The organism is Phycisphaerales bacterium (assembly GCA_020852515.1).
Lineage (GTDB): Bacteria > Planctomycetota > Phycisphaerae > Phycisphaerales > UBA5793 > UBA5793.
In genome coordinates this window covers 191,880-213,956 of the sequence record JADZAS010000013.1, presented here as the reverse complement: position 1 = coordinate 213,956, position 22,077 = coordinate 191,880, and the positions used below count along the sequence as shown (strand labels likewise).

Annotated in this window: 18 protein-coding genes; 11 read left to right on the top strand and 7 right to left on the bottom strand. The window is 65.2% G+C overall.

The annotated features are described in order from the left end of the window. Positions 1–2,415, bottom strand: a complete 2,415-nt coding sequence (locus IT430_07105; GenBank protein MCC6907690.1) for a hypothetical protein — start codon at positions 2,413–2,415, stop codon at positions 1–3. 236 nt (positions 2,416–2,651) lie between these two features. Here IT430_07105 and acnA point away from each other — a divergent pair, with 236 nt between their 5' ends. After that, entirely contained in the window at positions 2,652–5,471 is a 2,820-nt protein-coding gene (gene acnA, locus IT430_07100; GenBank protein ID MCC6907689.1) for an aconitate hydratase AcnA, read from the top strand. Between the two features lie 9 nt (positions 5,472–5,480). Here acnA and IT430_07095 read toward each other — a convergent pair whose 3' ends face one another. Then, the gene (locus IT430_07095; GenBank protein ID MCC6907688.1) at positions 5,481–6,260 is read right to left on the bottom strand and encodes a VIT1/CCC1 transporter family protein; all 780 of its coding nucleotides are present in this window, start codon (positions 6,258–6,260) and stop codon (positions 5,481–5,483) included. 56 nt (positions 6,261–6,316) lie between these two features. Then, positions 6,317–6,637, bottom strand: coding sequence for a hypothetical protein (locus tag IT430_07090; protein ID MCC6907687.1), 321 nt, complete (start codon positions 6,635–6,637; stop codon positions 6,317–6,319). A 403-nt stretch (positions 6,638–7,040) separates the two neighbouring features. Here IT430_07090 and IT430_07085 point away from each other — a divergent pair, with 403 nt between their 5' ends. From IT430_07085 to IT430_07070, 4 genes are all read left to right on the top strand, one after another. Next, positions 7,041–7,562 (top strand): DinB family protein, encoded by a 522-nt coding sequence (locus IT430_07085; protein ID MCC6907686.1) that lies wholly within the window; start codon positions 7,041–7,043, stop codon positions 7,560–7,562. Between the two features lie 215 nt (positions 7,563–7,777). After that, positions 7,778–8,050, top strand: a complete 273-nt coding sequence (locus IT430_07080) for a FeoA domain-containing protein (GenBank protein MCC6907685.1) — start codon at positions 7,778–7,780, stop codon at positions 8,048–8,050. 1 nt (position 8,051) lies between these two features. After that, positions 8,052–10,127: a ferrous iron transporter B gene (locus IT430_07075; GenBank protein MCC6907684.1), complete on the top strand. Its 2,076-nt coding sequence runs from the start codon at positions 8,052–8,054 to the stop codon at positions 10,125–10,127. Further along, a complete protein-coding gene (locus IT430_07070; GenBank protein ID MCC6907683.1) occupies positions 10,127–10,318 on the top strand; it encodes a hypothetical protein in 192 nt (63 codons plus the stop codon). Before IT430_07075 ends, IT430_07070 begins: the two co-directional genes overlap by 1 nt. A 12-nt stretch (positions 10,319–10,330) precedes the next feature. Here IT430_07070 and IT430_07065 read toward each other — a convergent pair whose 3' ends face one another. Then, positions 10,331–11,590 (bottom strand): anaerobic sulfatase maturase, encoded by a 1,260-nt coding sequence (locus tag IT430_07065; protein MCC6907682.1) that lies wholly within the window; start codon positions 11,588–11,590, stop codon positions 10,331–10,333. Between the two features lie 163 nt (positions 11,591–11,753). Between IT430_07065 and holA the strand changes: the two genes are divergently transcribed. Continuing rightward, on the top strand, positions 11,754–12,791 hold the full coding sequence (gene holA / locus IT430_07060; protein ID MCC6907681.1) for a DNA polymerase III subunit delta: 1,038 nt from the start codon (positions 11,754–11,756) through the stop codon (positions 12,789–12,791). A 65-nt stretch (positions 12,792–12,856) separates the two neighbouring features. Then, positions 12,857–14,128 (top strand): hypothetical protein, encoded by a 1,272-nt coding sequence (locus IT430_07055; protein ID MCC6907680.1) that lies wholly within the window; start codon positions 12,857–12,859, stop codon positions 14,126–14,128. Positions 14,129–14,140: 12 nt separating this feature from the next. Here IT430_07055 and IT430_07050 read toward each other — a convergent pair whose 3' ends face one another. Continuing rightward, positions 14,141–14,824: a radical SAM protein gene (locus IT430_07050; protein ID MCC6907679.1), complete on the bottom strand. Its 684-nt coding sequence runs from the start codon at positions 14,822–14,824 to the stop codon at positions 14,141–14,143. 103 nt (positions 14,825–14,927) lie between these two features. Between IT430_07050 and IT430_07045 the strand changes: the two genes are divergently transcribed. From IT430_07045 to IT430_07030, 4 genes are all read left to right on the top strand, one after another. Next, positions 14,928–15,797, top strand: coding sequence for an NAD(+)/NADH kinase (locus IT430_07045; GenBank protein ID MCC6907678.1), 870 nt, complete (start codon positions 14,928–14,930; stop codon positions 15,795–15,797). A gap of 43 nt (positions 15,798–15,840) precedes the next feature. Further along, positions 15,841–17,229, top strand: a complete 1,389-nt coding sequence (gene serS, locus IT430_07040) for a serine--tRNA ligase (GenBank protein ID MCC6907677.1) — start codon at positions 15,841–15,843, stop codon at positions 17,227–17,229. A 324-nt stretch (positions 17,230–17,553) separates the two neighbouring features. Then, the gene (locus IT430_07035; GenBank protein MCC6907676.1) at positions 17,554–18,843 is read left to right on the top strand and encodes a DUF3466 family protein; all 1,290 of its coding nucleotides are present in this window, start codon (positions 17,554–17,556) and stop codon (positions 18,841–18,843) included. Positions 18,844–19,240: 397 nt separating this feature from the next. Further along, a complete protein-coding gene (locus IT430_07030) occupies positions 19,241–21,124 on the top strand; it encodes a sulfatase-like hydrolase/transferase (protein MCC6907675.1) in 1,884 nt (627 codons plus the stop codon). Here IT430_07030 and IT430_07025 read toward each other — a convergent pair. Together IT430_07025 and IT430_07020 are read right to left on the bottom strand one after the other, a co-directional pair. Continuing rightward, positions 21,060–21,539 carry a gamma-glutamylcyclotransferase gene (locus IT430_07025; GenBank protein ID MCC6907674.1) on the bottom strand — a complete coding sequence of 160 codons (480 nt, stop codon included), beginning with the start codon at positions 21,537–21,539 and terminating at the stop codon, positions 21,060–21,062. The two genes, IT430_07030 and IT430_07025, sit on opposite strands and share 65 nt — an antisense overlap. Continuing rightward, on the bottom strand, positions 21,536–22,012 hold the full coding sequence (locus IT430_07020) for a hypothetical protein (protein MCC6907673.1): 477 nt from the start codon (positions 22,010–22,012) through the stop codon (positions 21,536–21,538). The genes IT430_07025 and IT430_07020 overlap by 4 nt, the downstream gene beginning before the upstream one ends. Between the last annotated feature and the right edge of the window lie 65 nt (positions 22,013–22,077).

Genomic DNA, 22,077 nt, shown 5'->3' with positions numbered 1-22,077 from the left:
CTATCTCGTGAATCTTGCGCACGCGCGCGATTCGCGCAAACGCACCAGCGTTGCGAGCGGCGCGGTCGCCTTCTGAGCATCCACGCCCTCGTTGGGATCGATTCGGCGCAGGACTTCAACGCCGATCGAGAGTGCGGCTATGTCTGCGCCATGCACAATCACTTCGGCGATGCGATCGAGCGGGAACGTGCCGCTGAACTGACCGTCCTGCAGCGCCAGTTCATGCGCCGGCGGCGGCTGGTCGGTCCAGGTCAGGCCGTCGTCGATCACCTGCACGCCCCGGCAGCGGTCGCCGAAGCAGTGGAGGCGCCAATTCACCTTCGTGAGATCGCAGTCCCAGCCGACGAATAACCCGCCCGGTGGCATCGGTTCGCAGATGATCGTGCCGCGGCGGATGAAGAGCGGCACATCTTCGAGCGCCGCGCCGCGCTCGAAAGCCGCACCGCCCTGCAGCCAGCGGCGCTCAGCGAGATCGAACCATTGGCCCGGCGGCAACACGACGTACCGCTTTGAAGCGCCGCACTGCACCACCGGCGCGACGATGATGTCATCTCCCAGCGCGTACTCGTCGGACACATCCCGGTAGAGCGGATCATCGCTGAAGTAACACAGCGGCCGCACGATTGGCTCACCGGACTCGATGTGCCGGGCGAACTCGGTGTAGAGGCGCCCGAGCAGACGATAGCGAAGGTTGATCGCGTCGCGGATGATGTCGCGCGCCGCCGACCCGAAACACCACGGCTCCTGGTGGGCCGACTCCTTGTGCGAGTGATTGCGGAAGAACGGAAACAGCAGCGACGCCTGGTACCAGCGCACGAGCAGTTCGGCGCTGGTCGTGTTCATGAACCCGCCGATGTCGGCGCCGTTAAACGACACGCCCGAGAGCGCCAGGTTGAGCGTCTCGGCAATAGCCATGCGCAGATGCGCCCATGTTGATTCGTTGTCACCTGTCCAGACGGCGGCGAAGCGCTGAATGCCGGTCGAGGCCGACCGCGTCAGCACAAACGGCCGCGCTTTGGCGTCGTGCTCTCGAAAGCCTCGAAACGTCGCCTCGGCCATGAACGTGCCGTAGAGGTTGTGCAGGTAATCATGCCGGATGGCGCCGCGCGCAAAGAGCATGTCATCGACGTCGGCCATGCCCGTGGCGGGATCGTTCATGTCGTTCCAGATGCCGTGGACGCCGCGCTTCAGGTGCGCCGCGACTTGCCCCGCCCACCATTGCCTCGTCTCGGCCAGCGAGAAATCGGGAAACACCGTCTGGCCGGGCCAGACCATGCCCACGAAGTGCCGACCCGAAGGAGCATGACAGAACAGATCCTGTTCACAGCCGCTGCGGTAGAGGGGATCATCCTCGTCGATGGCCACGCCGGGATCGATGATGGTCACCAGCCGCACGCCGCGTTCGCTCATCCACTGTGCCAGTCTTTCAGGCGACGGAATCCGCTGCTCGTGCCAGGTGAATACGCGGTAGCGATCCATGTAGTCAATGTCGAGCCAGAAGCCGTGCAGCGGGATCTGCTCCTCGGCGTACTGGGCGACAATGCGCTGGTACAGGCGCTGCTCGTCGTAGCCCCAGCGGCACTGATGATTGCCAAGTGCCCACAGCGGCGGCATCGGCGGCGCGCCGGTGAGGCGCAGCAGCTTGGCGCAGACTTCTCCCATTGTCGAGCCGGTCATGAAGATGAAGCGCGGCTCGCCGCAGTACGTGCCGAAGTAGAGCAGTTCAGGCAGGCCGAAGTCGGCGCTCTGGCAGTTGAACCACGCCGGGCCGGAGTTGTCGACGAGGATCGCTACGTAGCACACCGAGCCGCTTGCATTGCGCATCGGCCAGATCGCCACGGGAATGGCGCAATAGGTCGGGTCGTATGAATCGCTCTGCCAGCCCAGCGGCATGTCGCTGCACACGTCGAGGTTCCAGAACTTCATCCGCTGGCCGTTCTTGTTCAGCGGGCCGGTCTTCTCGCCAAAGCCGTAGAACGGCGTGTCGGCCGGCAGCGGCAGACCCATGCCGAACCTCTCGCCGCAGAAACCGATGATCTGCTCGGCGCTCACGGGTATGAGCGGCGCCCGCGCTTCGCCCGAGCCGCACGCCAATCCGATGGCCAGGTCGGGCAGTCGCAGCGTGAGCATGCTCCCGTCGCTCGACGCGAGTCGCACTTCACTGCCATCGTGCTCGCAACGGGCGTGCGGATCCGCCTGCGGGAGGCCGTGCAACGGCGGCGTGTGGCGCGGGAGTGGGGCGGTGCCGCGATTGAACGTAAGTTCAAACATGCCGCCGGCGAGCACCCGGGCGGCGAGGCGCGTTCCCGCTCCGCCGAGCACGATCTGCCCGCCGGCCGCGACGGTATTTTCGGTGATCTGCAGATCCCGGATCGGAGCGAGGCTCAGCGGACTGGGCTGTTTGTGGAAGTGCATGGCGGACGTCTCTCGGGCACTGCCACCTGCTGGCGGCGGAGGGCGATCGTAGGCGATGGCGCGAGCGCCGCTGACGAGCCTCGGGGAAAACCCCGCATTGCGGCGGTGGCCGCGCGGCTCGCGCGAAGGTGGAGGCGGCTCGTTTGGAACATCCTGACGCGTGTGCTAGATTAGTCTGGCGGGACCAGCGATCGCTTCCATCCTCTTGCCGATCTCATTCTGACGGGAGTTCACCCATGGCCGGATCGAATTCGCATCCATTCCAGGCTCGCGCGACGCTCAGCGCCGCTGGGCGGTCGTTCAAGTACGCCTCACTGCCGGCTCTGGCTGCCCAAGGCATGGCCGGCGTCGATTCGCTGCCCTATTCGATCAAGGTTCTGCTCGAAGCGTGCCTGCGCAACTTCGACGGCTACATCGTCTCCGAAGAGGATGTGCGCGCCATCGCCAGCTACGACGCGACCATTGTCGGCGAGATCGAGATCCCGTTCATGCCCGGTCGCGTCGTGCTGCAGGACTTCACCGGCGTGCCGGCGGTCGTTGATCTCGCCGCGCTGCGCAGCGCCATGCAGCGCATGGGTGGCGATCCCAAAAAGGTCAACCCGCTCGTCCCCTGCGACCTGGTCATCGACCACTCCGTGCAGGTGGACGCCTTCAACTCCGGCGTGGCGCTCACCATCAACAGCCAGAAGGAATTCGAGCGCAACACCGAACGCTACGAACTGCTCAAGTGGGCCCAGGGCGCGTTCGACAACTTCCGCGTGGTGCCGCCGGCCACCGGCATCGTCCACCAGGTGAATCTCGAGTATCTTGCCAAGGTGGTGTGGGAGAAAGACGGCACGATCTATCCCGACAGCCTGGTCGGCACCGACAGCCACACGACGATGATCAACGGCCTGGGCGTGGTCGGCTGGGGCGTGGGCGGCATCGAGGCCGAGGCCGTCATGCTCGGCCAGCCGATCTACATGCTCATTCCCGAAGTGGTCGGCATGAAACTCACCGGCCGCCTTCCCGCCGGCGCCACGGCCACCGATCTCGTGCTTCGCGTGACCGAAATCCTGCGCGCGCACGGCGTCGTAGGTCGATTTGTCGAATACTACGGCCCAGCGCTCGATCATCTCGCCGTCGCCGACCGCGCCACGATCGCCAACATGGCGCCCGAGTATGGCGCAACGATCGGCTTTTTCCCCGTCGATGCCCAGACGCTGCGCTACATGCGGCTGACGGGGCGCGATGAGAAGTTGATCGAGTCGGTCGAAGCGTACTACAAGGCGCAGGGCATGTGGCGCGAGGAGTCGCGCCGCATCCGCTACAGCGCCGATCTTGAACTCGATCTCAGCACGGTTCAGCCTTCCATCGCCGGGCCCAAGCGGCCGCAGGATCGCATCACGCTGACGGACGCGCGCTCACAATGGAACCGCGATCTGGTGGACACGTTCGGCAAGCCGAATCGCGCCGAGCGCACGACGAAAACGAACTGGGCCAGCGAGGGCGGCGCGCCAGGCACGAACGGGCCCGGAGGCGTCGCGACCATCGACGCCGACGTCAATGGCGTGCCGACGGAGTACGAAGGCGAGCAGTTCATGCTCCGCAATGGCCACGTCGTGATCGCCGCCATCACGAGTTGCACGAACACGAGCAACCCGAGCGTGATGATCGGCGCCGGCCTGCTGGCGCGCAATGCCGCCAAGCGCGGCCTGACGCGCAAGCCGTGGGTCAAGACGTCCCTCGCGCCCGGCTCCAAGGTGGTCACCGAGTACCTCAATGCCTCCAACCTGATGAAAGACCTCGAAGCGCTGGGCTTTTATCTCGTCGGCTACGGGTGCACGACGTGCATCGGCAACAGCGGCCCGCTGCCCGATCCGATCAGCGCTGCCATTAAGGAGGGCGATCTCGTCGCGTGCGCAGTGCTCTCGGGCAATCGCAATTTTGAAGGGCGCATCAGCCCCGACGTGCGCGCCAACTACCTCGCCTCGCCGCCGCTCGTGGTCGCCTACGCCATCGCGGGGACGATGGACATCGATCTCGCCGTCGATCCGATCGGCAAAGACCGCAGCGGCGGGGACGTGTTTCTCAAGGACATCTGGCCCACGCAGGACGAGGTGAACAAGGCCGTCGAGCAGTTCGTCACGCGCAGCCAGTTCATCGAGCAGTACGCCGACGTGTTTGCCGGCAGCGATGAGTGGCGCGCCATCGACGCCGGCAGCGGCTCGATTTATCAGTGGAACGAGCAGTCCACCTACGTGCAGGAGCCGCCGTTCTTCGTGGACATGCCTGCATCGCCGCAGCCGATCAGGGCCATCCGGGGCGCCCGCTGTCTCGTGAAGGTCGGCGACAGCGTGACGACGGACCACATCTCGCCAGCGGGTTCGATCAAGAAGGATTCGCCCGCCGGGCGCTACCTTACGGAGCACGGCGTGCCCGTGAGCATGTTCAACTCGTACGGCTCGCGGCGCGGTAACGACCGCGTCATGACGCGGGGCACATTCGCCAACGTCCGCGTCAAGAACCACCTCGCCGGCGGCAAGGAAGGCGGCTTCACGAAGTACCTCGGCGAGTCGAACGGTCTCCACACCGGCGACATCACAACCATCTTCGAGGCGGCCGTCGCCTACGGCGCGTGCCAGACTTCGGAGAGCGACATCAACCGGCACGCGGACGGCTGCCCGCTGGTCATCCTCGCCGGCAAGGATTACGGCATGGGCTCGAGCCGCGACTGGGCCGCCAAGGGCACGTTCCTGCTCGGAGCGCAAGCCGTGATAGCCGAGTCGTTCGAGCGCATCCACCGGAGCAACCTGGTGGGCATGGGCGTGCTGCCGCTGACGTACAAGGACGGCCAGACGGCGGCGTCGCTGGGCCTGGACGGCACAGAAACGTTCGACATCGAGGTCGATGACTCGATCCGGCCGCGCCAGGATGTGAAGGTGCGGGCGACGCGCGGCGACGGCCGGATCGTTGAGTTCACCACGACGTGCCGCATCGACACGCCGGTGGAGGTGGAGTACTACCGCAACGGCGGAATCCTGCACACGGTGCTGCGCAAGATGGCGCATGGATGAACTGAAGCTTTATGCCAATCCCTGCAGCGCTGCGCCGATGCCGAATGCCATGGCGGCGGCGATGCCGCCGACGAGCAGCGTCTCAAGCCCCGAGCGCCACCAGGATTCATCCACAAACGGGCTCTTGATCGCGCCGACGATGAAGAACGCAGCAGCGGTCATCGCCGCACTCCACTCGAATGCAGCGCCGCCAAAGGCGCCCGAGGCGATCAGGTCAAAGACATACGGCAGCAGGGGAATGAATCCGATGAGCACAAAGGCGATAAACGTCATGAGTCCCGCCCGCCAGGGCGAGACGCCTTCCAGCGCCAACCCGTGCTCTTCGGTCAGCATGGTGTCCACCCAGCGCTTCGGATCGGCGGTGATCACATCGACGACCATGTCGAGCTGTTCGCCCGTGAAGCCCTTGCCGGCAAAGAGCTGACGGATCTCCTCGCGCTCTCCTTCGGGTATCGTGCGAATGTGCATTTCTTCTGTGCGGCGCGTGCGCGTGCGGATCTGATGCTCGGCGCGCGTGCCCAGATAGTTGCTGATGGCCATCGAGAATCCGTCGGCGAACAGGTTTCCCAGGCCGAGGATGATCACGACTCCAAGCGGCAGATCAGCGCCGACGACGCCGGCGACGACGGCGAAGGTCGTCACAGCGCCGTCGATGGCGCCGTAGATGAAGTCGCGCAGATAGCTGTGCCGCATCCCGGCGCTGAGGCGCGACTGGATCGCTTCGGGCGTGTGTTCGCGTCGCAGGCGGGCGCGTGCGGCGGCCGTCAGTCCATGGGGCAGGTGACTCATGCACTGTTGTAGCGGCCGGCGAAGGCGCGTGCGACAAGAATCGCGCCCCGAAACGACTAATCGTGCCGCTTAAGGTCGGCCAGCAGCGACCCGCCGCCGGTGCGCGAGAGGATGTCGGCGATCACCGCTGCCGGCGACCCCTGCGCCTGCGTGAGACGGCGCTGCTGGCGAAATGCCTGCATGATCGCATCAAGCGAGCGACCCGGCGCATTGACCGGCCGCGCCGGCTGATCACCGGATCGTTCGCCGGGCGCTGGACCAGGGCTCGGCAGGGCCGAACCGTCGGCCGATGGGGGCGTGGGCGCGCAGTGCACCTCGGCCGGCGCTGAAGGCGCGACCGCGTGGCGGTGGTTCGCTCGAACATTCGACTGAGACATGAGATCATCTCCTTCTCTCCAGGTAGTCGAGTCCGGCGCAGGCCGTCCCTGCAAGCGATTCGCACGAGCCGTCCCCTCGCCGGCCGCGGATAAGCGGGTGACCGCGTCGCGCCGCAAGCGGCTCGCACGGATTCGGCAGCAGTTCAGGCTTGACGCCGGACTCGGTTTCGTTCCAGCCCCTCCAGGCTGGATGACTCTCGCATCACGAAGGACACGGCAGGCGCCGCGACGTGGCGGTTCGTCTTGTATCGACGAACGCCGCTTGAACTCATCACTCGAAACAACACTTCCGCGGGACACGTGAACGGATCAGGTCAGTGCCTCAGTGAGACACTCACGCGGGGGTCGGATGAACAGGTCTTCACGTGGAAAACCGGTAGATACGCTGCGACTAAGATCGCTCATGAACGCACACCACTGCATCGCCATGCTCGCGCGTTTTCCCGCTGTGCTCGCACCTCTGGTGCGCGATCTCGATGAAGAAACGCTTAGAGCGCGCGGCAAGGATGGACGCGCGTGGTCCATCACCGAAATCCTCTGCCACCTGGCGGATGAAGAGGTCGAAGACTTTCGCACGCGAGTGAAACTCACTCTCAAGCAACCCCAGACCGACTGGCCGCGCATCGACCCCGAGGCGGCCGCCCGCGACCGCGACTATCAGTCGCAAGACCCGCGGACGGCGCTGCGGCGATTCCTGGATGAGCGGCAGGCGAGTCTGCGCTGGCTTGAGTCGCTCGAAGCGCCCGACTGGACCACCGTGCACGTTCATCCGCGCGTCGGAGCGGTGCCCGCCGGTCAACTGCTCGCCTCGTGGGCGGCGCACGATCTTCTGCATCTGCGGCAGATCACCAAGCGTCTCTTCGAGGCCGCCGAGCGGCAGGCGACCCCGTGGCCGATCGATTACGCGGGCCAGTGGACGGCCTGAGCGGTCGCGGCTCCGCCTCCGGGCTTCGCGCGTCCAGCGGGTTCATCAGGGAAATCACCCTGAAAGTGATTGGATTGTCCTTTTATGCGCTCGCGGCGGGGGCAGAAGCCGACAATCATGGCCTGCAAACTAGAGTCAAGGCTCCGGTCAGCCTATGAATATGGCAGCGATTGAGAACGAGTCTCAATTACTCCCAGAGAGGTCCAGGTAACGCCATGTCTCTCCCAGCTACCCCGCACGCCCCAGCCGATGATGCCGCCGTCAGCCTGACGCAACTCGGCCGCGGGCAGTGCGCCACGTTCTACCGGGCCGATCTGCGCTGTGAAGACTGCGACATGCTCAACGCCATGGGCATGACGGATCGCTGCCAACTCAAGATCTGCAAGATCGGCGACCCATGGATCGTGCAGGTCAAATCGACGAGGATCGGCCTGGCGCGGAGCCTGGCGCAGCGTATTCTCGTTCTCCCACCGACCGTCCGGCCGTAGCATGACCCGCGTCATTCCGGATAGCGCGACACAGGTCCGCAACGTCGCGGCAGAGCGGCGCGCGCCGCGAGGCGAGCCTCGTTCGCTCCGCGTCGCACTGTTCGGGAACCCGAACACGGGCAAGACGACGCTGTTCAATCGCCTGTGCGGCCTGCGGGCCAAGACCGCCAACTTTCCGGGCATCACGGCCGAAGCGCGCGTCGGCCACTGCCCGGCTGATCGCCGCCATCCCGTGGCGCTGGAGATCATCGATCTTCCCGGCGTGTACCGGCTCACGCTGGAGGTGCCCGAGTCGCGCGTGTGCCGCGACATCATGCAGGGCTCGGCGCTCTATCAGCGGCCGGACGCGGTGCTCATCGTCGTGGACGCCACGAACCTGCCGCGCAATCTGCTTCTGGTCGGTGAACTGCTGGCGCACGGCCTTCCCACGGTCATCGCTCTGAACATGACCGACATCGCCCAGCGGCGCGGGCTGACGATCGACGCCCAGGAATTGTCGCGGCAGATCGGCTGCCCGGTCGTGCCCACCGTGGCCAGGAGAGGAACGGGCGCCGCCGAGATCCGCGACGAACTCGTGCGCACCGCTGACGACTTTGCGGCGGTGCGCGAAGCACACGGAGATCATGCGTCGGTTGAGAGCCTGCGCGCCATCGCGTCAGATCCGGCGCTGCTCGAGAATTGGGCCGACCGCGCCGTCGCCCGCAGCGTGGGCGGAGCCGAAGCGATCGGCGCCGCAAGCGACACGTTCACCGAGCGGCTCGACAAGGCGTTCACGCATCCGGTGCTCGGGCTGATGATCTTTGCCGCCGTCATGGCTCTCCTGTTCATCACGATCTTCCAGATGGCCACGCCGCTGATGGACTTCATCGAAACCGCTTTCGGCGCGCTGGGCGAATGGATCAGCGCGGCACTGCCGGCGGGAGCGATCAACGATCTCCTCGCCGAAGGGGTGATTGGCGGCGTGGGGGCGACGGTGGTCTTCCTGCCGCAGATCTGCCTGCTGTTTTTCCTGATCAGCCTGCTCGAGGACACGGGCTACCTCGCTCGCGCGGCATTCGTGATGGACCGCATCATGTGCCGCTTCGGCCTGCCGGGCCAGGCGTTCGTCCCGCTGCTCTCAAGCCACGCCTGCGCGCTGCCGGGCATCATGTCGGCCAAACTGATTCCCGATCGGCACGACCGGCTGGCGACGATTCTCGTGGCGCCGTTCATGAGTTGCTCGGCCCGCGTGCCGGTGTACGTGCTGCTCACCACGCTGCTCTTTCGCGACCGGCCGTGGCTGGCGGGTCTGGCGTTCTTCGGTTGCTACGTGCTGGGGGCGGTGGCGGGGTTGATCACCGCGCTGCTTGTGCGGCGGACGATTCTGCGCGGTCGGTCGCGGCCGATGGTGCTCGAACTGCCGTCCTACAAGATGCCCGCGCTGCGAACGGCAGTGTGGACGACGATCGATCGCGGCCTGGTGTTCCTCAAAAACGCGGGAACGATCATCCTGGCCATCAGCGTGGTGTTGTGGTGGCTCAGCGCTTATCCGCATGTTGAGGCGCCGGCGCAGGCAGTGGAGATGCGCCAGCAGGCGCGGCAGATGATGCCGCACGATCCTGATGGCGCCACGGCCCTGGTGACCGAGGCGCAGCGCCTTGAGGCGAGCCACGCGACGCGAGAAAGCTACGCCGGCCGGCTCGGCCGGCTGGCCCAGCCTGTGTTCGCACCGGTGGGCTATGACTGGCAACTCACCGTCGGCGTGCTGACGAGCTTTGCAGCGCGCGAAGTCTTCGTGGCGACGATGTCGATCCTTCTCACCGGTGAAGACGAGGCTGCCGCGGAAGATGCAGGCTTCATCGACCGGATCCGAAATGCCCGGCGCGATGACGGCTCGCCGGTGTTCACCGCGGCCACCAGCGCCAGCCTTCTCGTCTTCTTCGTGCTGGCGATGCAGTGTCTTCCGACACTTGTAGTGACCCGCCGCGAGACGGGGAGTTGGAAGTGGGCCGGCCTGCAACTCGCGTACATGTCGTGCCTGGCGTGGGTCGCCGCGTTCATCACCTATCAGGGGCTGACGCTCATGGGGGTGGCGTGATGGACGGCCTGCCGCTGGGGGACTGGCAGTTCTACGTCGTGACGGCCGCGGCGCTGGGCGGGATCTGGCTCATTGTTCGGCCGCTGCTCGGCCGGCCGGGCAACTCCGGCTGCCCGAACTGCGCCGACGGCGCCGCAACCTCCACGCGCCGCCGCACCACGGGGCTGACGGTCGAAGGCAAGCGCGTTTGAGGCGCGCTCTGCTCAGCGCGTGAACTGTTCGCTTCGAATCCGGCGGATGATCTCATCGAGATCGCGCCGGATGTGGCCGTAGAACCGCTTGAGTCCCGGGCAAAGGTAGTTGAGCCCAGCCTCGCCCTGCGGCGTGCGGACGAAGCGGTTCTTCGGGCATTCGCCCCAGCACAGCGGGAGGTGCGGGCACTCGCGGCAGTAGCGCGGCAGCGTATCGCGCTTGGCGTAGCCGAACTGCTGCTGGCGCTCGCTGTAGGCCATGTCTCCCCAGTGGGTCGTGTGGATGTTCCCCATTCTGAACTCGGGATAGACGAAGTGATCGCAGCAGTACGCGTCGCCGTTGTGCTCGATCGCCATCGCCTTGCCGCAGAACTCCGCGGTGGTGCACTTTTGAGCGGGGAGGCCGAGGCGCTGCGCCACCGCCGTCTCGAAGAGGTCGACGTAAACGCGGCCGTAGTCGTGTTTGAACCAGATGTCCCAGACGTCGCAGAGGAAATTGCCCCAGTCGACCGGATCGACCGACCACTCCGTGACGATCGAATCCGCGGCTGCGGGGGCGGCGCGCCGCGTGCCCACCACCGGCAGTTCGGATGGGTCCCATTGAGCCGGAGCGGCGTTGCGGAAGTCGCGCGGCTCGATGCAGGGGATGAACTGGATCACCCTACCGCCGACTTCCCGACTCAGGAAGCGGTAGACGGCGCGTGCCTGGCGCGAGTTGCAGCGATTCACCACGCAGAGCGTGCTGAACATGACGTCGTGGGCCTTAAGCAGCTTCGCAGCGACCATGACGCGTGCGTGCGTGCCTTGCCCGCCGCGCGAGACGCGGTAGCGGTCGTGCAACTCCGCCGGACCATCAACGCTGAGACCCACCATGAAGCGATGCTCGCTCAGGAAGGCGGCCCACTGTTCGTCGAGCAGGGTGCCGTTCGTCTGCAGGTCGTTTTCGATCCGCTGGAATGGCTTGCGGTACTGATCCTGCAATTGCACGACGCGGCGGAAGAAGTCGAGGCCCAGAAGCGTCGGCTCGCCGCCCTGCCAGGAGAAGATCACTTCTTCGCCGTTTTGGGCTTCGATGTACTGGCGGATGTGCTGCTCAAGGGTGTTGTCATCCATGCGCGGCAGACGCGGCTGATGGAGCAGATCCGCCTTGTGCAGGTAGTAGCAGTACTGGCAGTTCAGATTGCACGCCGCGCCCACGGGCTTGACCATCGCGTGGAAGCAGTGGCTGCCCACGGAGGTCTGCGGCAGATGGAAGGCGGGAGGCTCCTGCATCCAATGGCCCTCGGCTGGACATACAGCCTAGGGGAAGCTCCCGGCTGGCGGAGGGGGAATTTCGCCCCGATTGCTCCACGGCGTCCTCCAAGAGCGGGACCGCCGCTCGGGATGAATGGCCGCGCTTGCCCGCCGGCTCGCAGGCCACTATGACACCACTTGCATGGCCAAGCGCGGAGCAACCAAATCAAAGGGCGGTGCGGCCGGCCGGCCTCTGGACGATTCGGCGCGGGTGGTCATTCTCCACGGGCCGGAGAACTACCTCCGCACCGAGCACCTGCGGACGCTGCGCGAGGCGATCGAGACCCAGCGGGGCGAGGTGGATGTGCTCCACTTCGACGGCGGCAGCGCCGCCGCAGCCGACGTCCTCGACGAGGCGCGCAGCCTCGGCCTGATGCAGCAGTACAAGATCATCGTCGTCGATGAGGCGGATGAGTTCCTTAAGCGAGGCGAAAACCGCCGCAGCATCGAGCACTACACCGAATCGCCTGTGGAGTCGGTCACCCTTGTGCTCCGCGCTGGGGCGTGGAATCCCGGCAAACTCGACAAGATGGTCGAAAGCGTCGGCCGCGTAGTCAAGTGCGAGCCGCTCGAGCCGCCCATGGCCATCTCCTTCTGCATCCAGCGCTGCGCCAAGCGCTACGGCTGCACGATCGATCCGCGGGCGGCCGGGCTGCTTGTCGAGCGCATCGGCGCCAGCCTGTCGCGCCTCGATACCGAACTGGCGCGGCTGTCGCTCATGACCGAGACTGCGGGCGGGGTCATCGACGTCGATCTCGTGACCGAGCAGATTCAACTCTCGCGCGAGGAGAAGGCGTGGGAAGTGCAGAACGCGCTGCTCACCGGCGACGGGGCCACGGCGCTGGGCAAGGTCATCGAACTCATGACCATCAGCCGGCTCGATCCCGTACCCATTTTCTACGCCATGACCGACCTCTCGCGCAAGATCTACGCGGCTCGCCGGCTCTTCGACGCGGGTCAGAACGAACGGGTCGTGTGCAGCCAGCTTCGGCTGTGGGGGCCGTCCGTCAGTGCGCTTCTGTCGGCCGCCAGGCGGTGCACGGCGACAGACCTGGCCGAACTCATGCGCGAATGCCTGCGGGCGGTGCACCGGCCCAGGCAGAGCCTTGGCACTTCCGAGCGAGCCGTCGAACAACTGGCGGTGCGATTTCTGTCGGTCCTCGGCTCGGGCGGACGATGAAGCTCTGAGCAATCCGTACTTCGACACCGGCCAGGATGGCCGCTTGACAGCAGGAGGCTGAGTCGATGAACCGCAAGTTCCTTCCTTTCAATCTGCATTCCGGCTTTGCCGGCATTGGCTGCGCGGCGTGTCTTGTCGCCGGAATCGTGGCGATCGGGTCCTGCACGGGTCCTGCGAATCAGTCCGCCGGACCCATGCGCTACGACGCCTCCCAGGCGCTGCCGCCATTGGGTGCGCGCGAAGCGCCTCCCGCTTCGGATTTCGAGACCCCTTCTCAGGCTGGCGGGCAGGTGGGCGGCGAGGAGCTGGTCGCCGCACCGCTCATGCCGCTGGACAGCTGGGAGCGCATGAAGCTCCAGAACGGAGCGCGGCTCCGGGCCAACGAGGAAGCCCAGCGCCTTCGCGACGAGCAATCGGAAATCGCAACTTCAGCGCGCCCGCCGGTGATGTGGCACGCGGTGCAGCCGCCGCCCCGCGAAGATCCGCCGGTGTACGAGGGCCCGCAGGCGTCGTCCGAGTCGTTACGCCTCATCGGCCCCCCGTCACCGAATCCCACTGCTTCGTTTGCCAGTGTTGAACAGCGGGCGGATTCGCAGGCCCAGAGCGCCCCGCCCGTTTTGAAACTGGCGGATCTGATCCCGCCGCTCAAGAGTCAATTGGCCATGCAGGCGGCGGATTCGAGTTCGCCACTGCGCGAGCATCTCGTGGCCGCGGCTTTGCTGATGCTCGACGGCCAGCGGCGCACCGACCCGCAGACCATCCACGACCTGACCGATCGCGAGCGCGAGGTGCTCAGTGCGTACCAGGATTTTTTTGCGAAGGCGGGCGAGTCGTTCTCTTCCGGCGCGGGCGTTGATGCGCTGCTGAAACAGACGCAGGAGGTCGCGGGCACGCTCAACGCGGCCGGTCAGTTGCGCATTGCTGACTTCCGGCTGTGCAGCCGCATCGTCAACTTCGGCCTCTATGACGAGGTGGAGTCGTACAAGTTCCCGGCGATGCGGCCGACGCCGCTGCTCACCTACGTCGAGATTGAAGGGTTCAAATCGGTGCCCGGCGGCGACGGTAAGTACGTCACGCGCGTACGCCATGAACTCGAACTCTACACCGAGCGCGACGGGCAGATGGTCTACGCCTGGCCTGCCGCTCCGGCTGAGGACATCTGCGGCAAGGTGCGCCATGACTTCTTCCTGCCCCGGCAGATCCAGCTGCCCTCGAATCTCACGATGGGCCGCTATCGCCTGAAGGTGCGCATCATTGACGAGCAGAGCCAGAACCAGGCCGAGTCGGTGGTCGCGTTCTCGATCGTCGCCGGCGGGGATGTGGCTCTGCAGAAGTAGGGTTCCAGCGGATCACACGCCGCGCGTCTGCGGGTCCCAGATGATCTTGTGCAGTTGCGTTTGCAGGCGCACCTGCAAACCGTCCTCGATGATCCAGCGCGCCAGGTCTGCCAACGGCAGCGAGGGGCAGCCGGCGATCTCGAGCCCGCGCGGCTGCTCGAACACCGCGGCGAAGAGGACGCAGCCGGCCCGATCGAGCAGCCGGTGCTCGCGCACCATCTCGCGCGACCACTCGTAGTCGGCGCGGTCGGTGATGACAAACTTCACTTCATCGCGCCCCGTGAGATGATCGACATTGCTCCACAGGTTGCGAGCCTCCTCGCCGCTGCCGGGCGTCTTGAAATCGAGGATGCGGATAACGCGCGGATCGCACGCCGAGATGTCGCACGCGCCGCTGGTCTCGACGAGCACCGTGCGGCCGGCGTCGCAGAGGCGCTTCAGCAGATCGTGCACGCCCTCCTGCAACAGCGGTTCGCCGCCGGTGATCTCGACGAGCGGGGCGGGATGGTGCAGAACTTCCTCGACCACCGAGTCGATCGACCGCCGCTGCCCCTCGTGAAAGGCGTACTCGGTGTCGCAGTAGGTGCAGCGCAGGTGGCAGCCCGTGAGCCGCACGAATACGCAAGGCAGCCCGATCCACGACGACTCACCCTGAATCGAGTGGAAGATCTCGTTGATGCGAAGGGTATCGGTCACGTGGGTTGGTCCGTTGCCGTCATGCTTTCGAGCGGTGCAGCCAAAAGGGTAGGGGCGTCGCTGCGCCCGCAGCGCGGGGCGGTCGGCGATATACTCTCTCGCCATGCCCAGGCGCGTGCTTCTCGTTTCCAATCTTGACCGCCCCGAGATCCGGGCGGTATTGCCCGAATTCCGCCAGTGGCTCGCCCAGCGCGCTGTCATCGTGGCCGAGTTCGAAGCGATGTCGCGCGAGCAGCCGCCCACTGCCGGCGTGGACCTCGCCGTGGTGCTCGGCGGCGATGGCACGCTGCTCAGCCAGGCGCGGCGGTTTGTCAACTTCGACATCCCGCTGCTGGGCGTAAACCTCGGCCGGCTCGGTTTCCTCGCCGAGTTTCACATGACCGACCTCTTCACCGCCTCGCACGACATATTCGATGATGGTGTCGAACTCGCGGTGCACTCGCACATGCTCATCGAAGTGCACGTCTTTCCGGAGGGCGCGGACGTCAGCGACATCGCCGCCGCGCGCGAGCGCCACCTCGCGCTGAACGACTGCGTCATCACTTCCGGACCGCCGTTTCGCATGATCGAACTCTTCCTGACGCTCGACGGCGAGCCGACGCCTTCGGTGCACGGCGACGGGCTGATCATCTCCACCCCGATCGGTTCGACTGCCTACAGCGTGTCATCGGGTGGCTCGATCATCGAGCCGCGCCTCGACTGCTTTGCCATCACGCCCATCGCGGCCCATAGCCTCGCGTTTCGGCCGATCATCATTTCGCCGACGACTTCGCTGATCGTGAGCGTCGAGCGGGCCAACCCGGGCACGACGATGGTCATCGACGGGCAGGTGTTCGCCGCGCTTCGCGCCGGGGACCGCGTGTCGATCCGCCAGTACGCAAGGCGGGTCAGTTTCGTGGCCAACCCGGGCAACAACTACTGGCGCACGCTGACGACCAAGATGCACTGGGCCGCCCCGCCGACGTCGAAGTAGCGCATCTGGCCGCTTCGCGACAGGCCGCTACCATGCGCCCGCCATGATTGACCTCAAGCAATTGCGCGATGATCCCGATCGCTTCCGCAAGGCTGCGGCCGACAAGGGCGTCAGCGTTGACATTGACGAACTGCTGCGCCTGGATACCGAACTGCGCGAAGCGCAGACCGAACTGCAGAACCTGACCGCTGAAAAGAACCGCATCGGCAAAGAGATCGGCGCCCTGGCCGGCCGGCTCAAGAAGGCGCCTGATTCGGAAAAGCCCGCGCTGCAGCAGGAGATGCAGCGGCTGCAGGCCCGCCCGACCGAGATCAAGACGCGCGAGGCCGAACTCTCCAGCGCGGTGAGCGCGCTCGAGGCCCAGCGCCGCGACATCTGGCTGCGCATACCCCAGCCGGCCGATGCCGATGTGCCCGTCGGGCGCGATGCGAGCGACAACGTCGAGATCCGCCGCTGGAACTGCCCCTGGTTCGACACGAACGAGTCCTTCGCGCAAAACAAGGGCTTCCAGCCGCGCCCGCACGTCGAAATCGGCCAGCGGCTCGGGCTGTTCGAATTCGAGCGCGGCGTCAAGATGGCCGGGTCGCGCAGTTACGTGCTCACCGGCGACGGGATGCGCCTGCACAACGCCGTGCTCCGCTATGCGTTTGACATGATGACCAACGAGCACGGCTTCACGGCGCTGAGCGTGCCCGTCATCGTGCGCGAACAGGTGATGGTCGGCACCGGGTTCTTCCCCAGCGGCCGCGACCAGGCGTATGAGATTCGCGAGAGCGAGCGCGGCGGCGGGCACGACATCTATCTCACTGGCACCGGCGAGGTCGGGCTCATGGGCTACCACCAGGAGGAGATTCTCGACTTCGAGCAGCTGCCGCTGCGCTACACGACGGTGTCGACGTGCTTTCGCCGCGAAGCCGGCGCTGCGGGCAAAGACACGACCGGGCTGTATCGCATTCACCAGTTCGACAAGGTCGAGCAGGTCGTCATCTGCCGGGCGGACGAGCAGGAAAGCCGGCAGTGGCACCAGCGAATGATCGGCTTCGTCGAGTCGCTGCTCCAGCGCCTCGAACTGCCCTATCGGCTGCTGCAGTGCTGCACGGGCGATCTAGGCGTGAAGAACGCCGACATGGTGGACATCGAGACGTGGATGCCCAGCCGGGGCGAAGAGGACGCCGACGGCGTGCCGGGTGGAGCCTACGGCGAGACGCACAGCGCTTCGCGCCTCTACGACTACCAGTGCCGGCGGCTCAACATCCGCTATCGCGATCCGGAGACGGGCAAGCCTGTCGTGTGCCACTCACTCAATAACACCGTCGCCGCCAGCCCGCGCCTGCTCATCCCCATCCTCGAACTCTACCAGAACGAAGATGGGAGCGTGACGATCCCGGCCGTGCTGCGTCCCCATATGAACGCGCAGGAGCGGATTGGCTGAACCCGATCCGTGCGCGCCGGATGCTCATGGCGTAGACGACGACTTTATGCGATGCCGGCGGCCCGCTGATGCGGCCCGCATTCTCTCGTCGGCTCTGGCTGAATTGTCTGGTGCTTCTGGAAGAACGCCACTGCGCTCGCGGTTGTACGAAGGGTGGGGCCGGCTGTCCATGGCGTGACAGGCCCATGAATCGCCTCGCCGTCGAAGGAGCATGGCATGATCCATCTGTCAACCCGTCGATGGGCTCATTTTGTCGCTGCGTTGCTCGGAGTGGCCGGTCACTGCTCCACAGCGCGCGGCCAGGAGGCCGCGCGCTACGCGATCGTGGACATGGGAGACATCGGTGGCGCGGGCGCAAATACGCCGTATGCCATCAACAACAACGGTGTGATCGTCGGGAGCCTGCTCGATGCGTCGAACGTCGATGTCAGATCATTCATCTGGCGCAATGGCGTTGTGGAGTATCTTGAGCCTCTGGTTCAAGGGTTCGACACCAGGGCCAATGACATCAATGACTCTGACGAGGTGACAGGCTACAGCTACATCGCCTTGGGCGTTCAGCACGCGGTGCTGTGGCGCGCCGACGGAACGGTCGTCGATCTCGGCACTTTGAGTGGCGAGGATTCCATCGGGCATTCGATCAATGATGTCGGTGAGGTTGCCGGTCAATCCGACTTGCCAGATTCAGGATACCACGCCTTCTTGTGGATTGACGGCCAATTTACTGATCTGGGGGATCTTGGCCGGCAAGGGAGTTCCACATCGGCAATCAACAATTCCCACCAGGTCGTCGGCGGCTCCTTTCGTGATGAAGGGCCGGCGAAGCGCGCCTTTGTATGGGAGAGTAGTGAAATGGTTGATCTGGGAACCCTACCCAATGGCAGCCAGAGCGAAGCTGAGGACATTAATGATGGTGGAGTCATCGCGGGCTACGCCATTCACTCAAGCAGTCTCAGGCATGCCGTGTTGTGGGAGGATCGCGTCATCCGCAGCATTCACAATCCGTCCATCGGCGGACAGTCCGAAGCCTATGCCATCAATGAATCCGGCCAGGTCGTCGGATTCCTGGATGTCGATCGCCGGTTCGAACACACCAGCGGCTTTCTTTACGAAGGCTCCGGTCCCATGGTGAATGTGATGACACTGCTGCCGCCGGGCCACACCTGGCGGCAACTACTCAACGTCGCCGACATCAACGACCACGGCGAGATCGTCGCCTACGGCGATCACATCGGCGGCAGTGACTATCTCTACCACGCAGTGTTGCTCACACCCATCCGCCCGACACTGACGCTTCAGGGCCCCCAACCCGGTACCGCCGGAACACTCAACGGCATCCGCGCCACCGGCTGCACGCCGGGCTCGCGCGTTCACTTCTTCTACAGCACGACCGGTGGGGGCACCCTCGTGCCCGGCTGCAACCATACCGACGGCGTCACACTCCAACTTGAGAACCCGATTCGCGCCGGCACCGCCACCGCCAATGCAAACGGCATCGCCACGCTCACGCGATTCATCCCGCGCAACGCAGCAAACCTCGGCGAGGTGCTCATCCAGGCCGTCGATGCCGACAACTGCCAGATCAGCCAACTTGTCGTGCATGAGTTTGAGTAGGGCACACCACCGTGCCGGAGAAGAGCATTCCCGGCGAACGCATCTGCCCAATTTCTCGCCCATCTGAACGGGCGGGAGCGGATCGACGTGTAGGATCATCTCACCGGCCCATTTTCTGGCTATTTCTCGTTCTGTTTAACCGAATGACCCTTGCGTGCTCAGCCGTCTGTGGTATATTCGCCCCGAGGGTGATTCCGTCGGGGACCGATAACCGGGGCTGACGTGGGCTGATCCAGCCGACGGGCGAGGGTGTTCTATGCGAATGCGCGTATCGAGGGGGGGACGCTTTGCGACGCTATCGGCGCGCGGGCGCTGTGTGTGGTCGTGCATTGGCGCGATGATGCTGGCTGCGACCGCGGGCGCCCTTGGACAGTCTCCGCCGAATCTGATTTTCATCTTGACGGACGATCAGGGCATCGACGCGGTTCAAGGCGCCGACTGGTCCAACGGGTTGAACTGCCACACGCCGCAACTGGCAAATCTCGCGCGGCGAGGTCGCTCGTTTACGACCGTTCGCGTCAATCCGGTGTGCTCGCCGACGCGGGCGTGCCTGTTGACGGGCCGCAGTGCGAATGAGACGGGCATATACCACATTGTCCGTCGAGATCTTGGACCGCCGCAGGAGCGCATCAAGCGATCGCTCCAGACGCAGGAATGGACGATCGCTGAGGCGCTGCGCAAGGAGGGCTATTACACGGCACTGGTGGGCAAGTGGCATCTTGGCGTCGATGCAGAAGGCGGCGTGACTCCTCAGCAGCAGGGCTTTGACGTGTTCATCGACGGCAGCGAGTTCCTCCCGTTTGACGACCCGATTGCAGTCGGCGATGAACTGATCACAATGATGGTGGATCAGGCCGTCGATGCGGTGCGCGGGCGTCCGGATCCCTCGGCGCCGTATGCGCTGTTCTTCTGCACCAACGATCCGCATGATCGAACCGACCCGTCGCAGCGCGAACCGCTCGGCTGGTGGCGCGTAGACGACTCGCTCCTACCCTCGGGCGAGCCGTACTACAAACCTGATCGCCAGTTCGACACGGAGCGCGACCGGTATCGTGCGGTCGTTGAAGCGCTGGACACGGAACTGGGCCGAATGCTGGTCGAGCTGCAGGTCATCAACGGCGACGGGCGATATCGATCGCAAAGCAGGACGGTCGTTCTCGCCACGTCCGACAACGGCACACCTTCAGAGGTGACCGAGGGCCCCGGGAAGGGCTCGCTCTATGAGCCTGGCGTGCGCGTGCCGCTCGTGGTGTTCGGCGAAAACGTTCCCGCCGACGGTCGGCAGCTCGACCGACTCGTCAGCGCCGTGGATGTGTTCGACACGCTGGCCGACATCGCCGCACTGCCCGTCAATATGCGCGGTCGCGGCCCACGCGACGGTCTGAGCTTCGCCGGAGAGATCGGCTGGGGTGAACCGGGAGCGCAGCGCCGCTACACGCTCTCGAGTCGCGGCCCGGCCGAGCAGGTGGAGGGACAGTGGGTTGCACTCGCGGACGATCGCTTCAAGCTGATCACGCGAGCCGGCGCCGTCGGCTTTATTCCGCCCGACGGCCATGCGTTCTATGACCTCGCCGCTGATCCTCTGGAAGAGCATGACCTCGTTCAGGAGGGGATGAATGCAGAGCAGCAGGCTCAATACCTGGCCATGCGGGATGCCGTGGTGGACTACTGGTGTTCGGCCGTGGGACTACCGATCTCGCTGCACGTGGATGTCCCGTTGACGCATTCGGCGGCCGCGACGAGTCTGGGGACGTGGCACACGGACCTGTTGCCAATCGGTTTCGGCAATTCGAGCGACCGCGCCGAGGCGATCGCGCTGTACCGATTCGACATCGAGTCTATCTCCAGCCTCCTTCCACAAGGCAAGACTCTCGATGATGTCGAGTCGGCGCAGGTGGTGGTCCAGTTCGGGAGCGATGCGAACAGCCCTTCGGAAACCGATATCGGGCCGATCAGCGCTTACACGGTTGCGTTGCCGTGGTGGCGGGACCGCCCGGGCTTTGCGGATCTCAAGGCGGCGATCGCGCCGCCGGGACTCGGCATGGTCGATCTTCCGCCGCACCTGCTGCCGGATTCAGGCCAGCCCAGCCCGATCGTTCTGGGCTCACTCATCAGCCTCGGCCACAACGTCAGCCTGCTCGACGCCATCCACTTGTGGAGTGACAACCCTCAACTCAACAACGGTCTGGCCCTGGTGGCCGAGCCGCTGCCTGAGCTCACTGGCGATCAGTTCGTGCTTCTGCAGCGCACGGCGGTGTTGCGCCTGACGCTGAGGCCGTGAGGGCGCGCAGAGCCTGAGGGGTAACGTAAGTGCCGGTCGGGATCCGCGCCAGGCCTTCGGTGGACCGGTTGTACCAGTACACCCATGCTTGTCGAACGCCTGTCGCCTGCCGAGTCTGGGCCAGACGGCGGATGAACAGCGAGCCTGCGGCGTCGGCCGGGCGGTAGCCTTCGTATGCGTCGAGCCACGGCCAGCAGTGGTCAGGCTCGTGCAGTTCGAACAGTTCGCCGTGGATCGATTCACCCACCGCGCTTTCTGGCACGGCTGCAGGGTAGCGGCCCTCATCGTAGAGGCGGCCGCTGATCACAGCCTCCCCTGCGAATGTCGCGTGTCGGTGGAGCCGCTGGGCTGCGGGTTGTCCGCCGCCGCGGCGCAGCGTGCCGTAGACGAAGAGCAAGCGCGGTTCGCCGCTCACGCCCGGTCGGCCTCCATTTCCTTGAGGTAGCCGATGAACTCGCGGCGGTGGTTCTGCTCGTCGCCAAGGATCGTGATGGCCAGGTCCTGGGTCACGTAGTCCACGCCGTCGCAGGCCTTGATGATCTCTTCGTAGCCGCGGATCGCCTCCTCTTCGGCCGCGATGACGCCTTTGATGACCGCCAGCACATCCGTGCTCTCGTGCGGCGGCTGGAGAGCTTCCTGTGTCCATCGCAGTTTGAACGAGCCTGGCACCGAGCCGCCGATGACCTTGATGCGGGCTGCCAGTTGCTGCGCGTGGCCCAGTTCGGCGGTGACGTCCGCCTGGAGCGAGCCTTTGATGTGCTCGGCCCGGATCCCGTCGAGGTTGACGGAGTTGGCGAGGTAGTTCATGACCGTTTCGAGTTCGGCGTTATACGATTTCTGCAGAAGGTGAACGATCTTCTCTTTGGAGTCGGTGCTGTTCGGGGCCATTGCGGGTCCTTTCCAAATCCGGGGTCAATGCGCCTGTTTAGCGATGGTAGTGTGCTGCTTTGCGC

Coding starts and splice junctions, on each gene's coding strand:
- IT430_07105 (MCC6907690.1), bottom strand. CDS start 2,415: ATGCACTTCCACAAACAGCCCAGTCCGCTGAGCCTCGCTCCGATCCGG.
- acnA (MCC6907689.1), top strand. CDS start 2,652: ATGGCCGGATCGAATTCGCATCCATTCCAGGCTCGCGCGACGCTCAGC.
- IT430_07095 (MCC6907688.1), bottom strand. CDS start 6,260: ATGAGTCACCTGCCCCATGGACTGACGGCCGCCGCACGCGCCCGCCTG.
- IT430_07090 (MCC6907687.1), bottom strand. CDS start 6,637: ATGTCTCAGTCGAATGTTCGAGCGAACCACCGCCACGCGGTCGCGCCT.
- IT430_07085 (MCC6907686.1), top strand. CDS start 7,041: ATGAACGCACACCACTGCATCGCCATGCTCGCGCGTTTTCCCGCTGTG.
- IT430_07080 (MCC6907685.1), top strand. CDS start 7,778: ATGTCTCTCCCAGCTACCCCGCACGCCCCAGCCGATGATGCCGCCGTC.
- IT430_07075 (MCC6907684.1), top strand. CDS start 8,052: ATGACCCGCGTCATTCCGGATAGCGCGACACAGGTCCGCAACGTCGCG.
- IT430_07070 (MCC6907683.1), top strand. CDS start 10,127: ATGGACGGCCTGCCGCTGGGGGACTGGCAGTTCTACGTCGTGACGGCC.
- IT430_07065 (MCC6907682.1), bottom strand. CDS start 11,590: ATGCAGGAGCCTCCCGCCTTCCATCTGCCGCAGACCTCCGTGGGCAGC.
- holA (MCC6907681.1), top strand. CDS start 11,754: ATGGCCAAGCGCGGAGCAACCAAATCAAAGGGCGGTGCGGCCGGCCGG.
- IT430_07055 (MCC6907680.1), top strand. CDS start 12,857: ATGAACCGCAAGTTCCTTCCTTTCAATCTGCATTCCGGCTTTGCCGGC.
- IT430_07045 (MCC6907678.1), top strand. CDS start 14,928: ATGCCCAGGCGCGTGCTTCTCGTTTCCAATCTTGACCGCCCCGAGATC.
- serS (MCC6907677.1), top strand. CDS start 15,841: ATGATTGACCTCAAGCAATTGCGCGATGATCCCGATCGCTTCCGCAAG.
- IT430_07020 (MCC6907673.1), bottom strand. CDS start 22,012: ATGGCCCCGAACAGCACCGACTCCAAAGAGAAGATCGTTCACCTTCTG.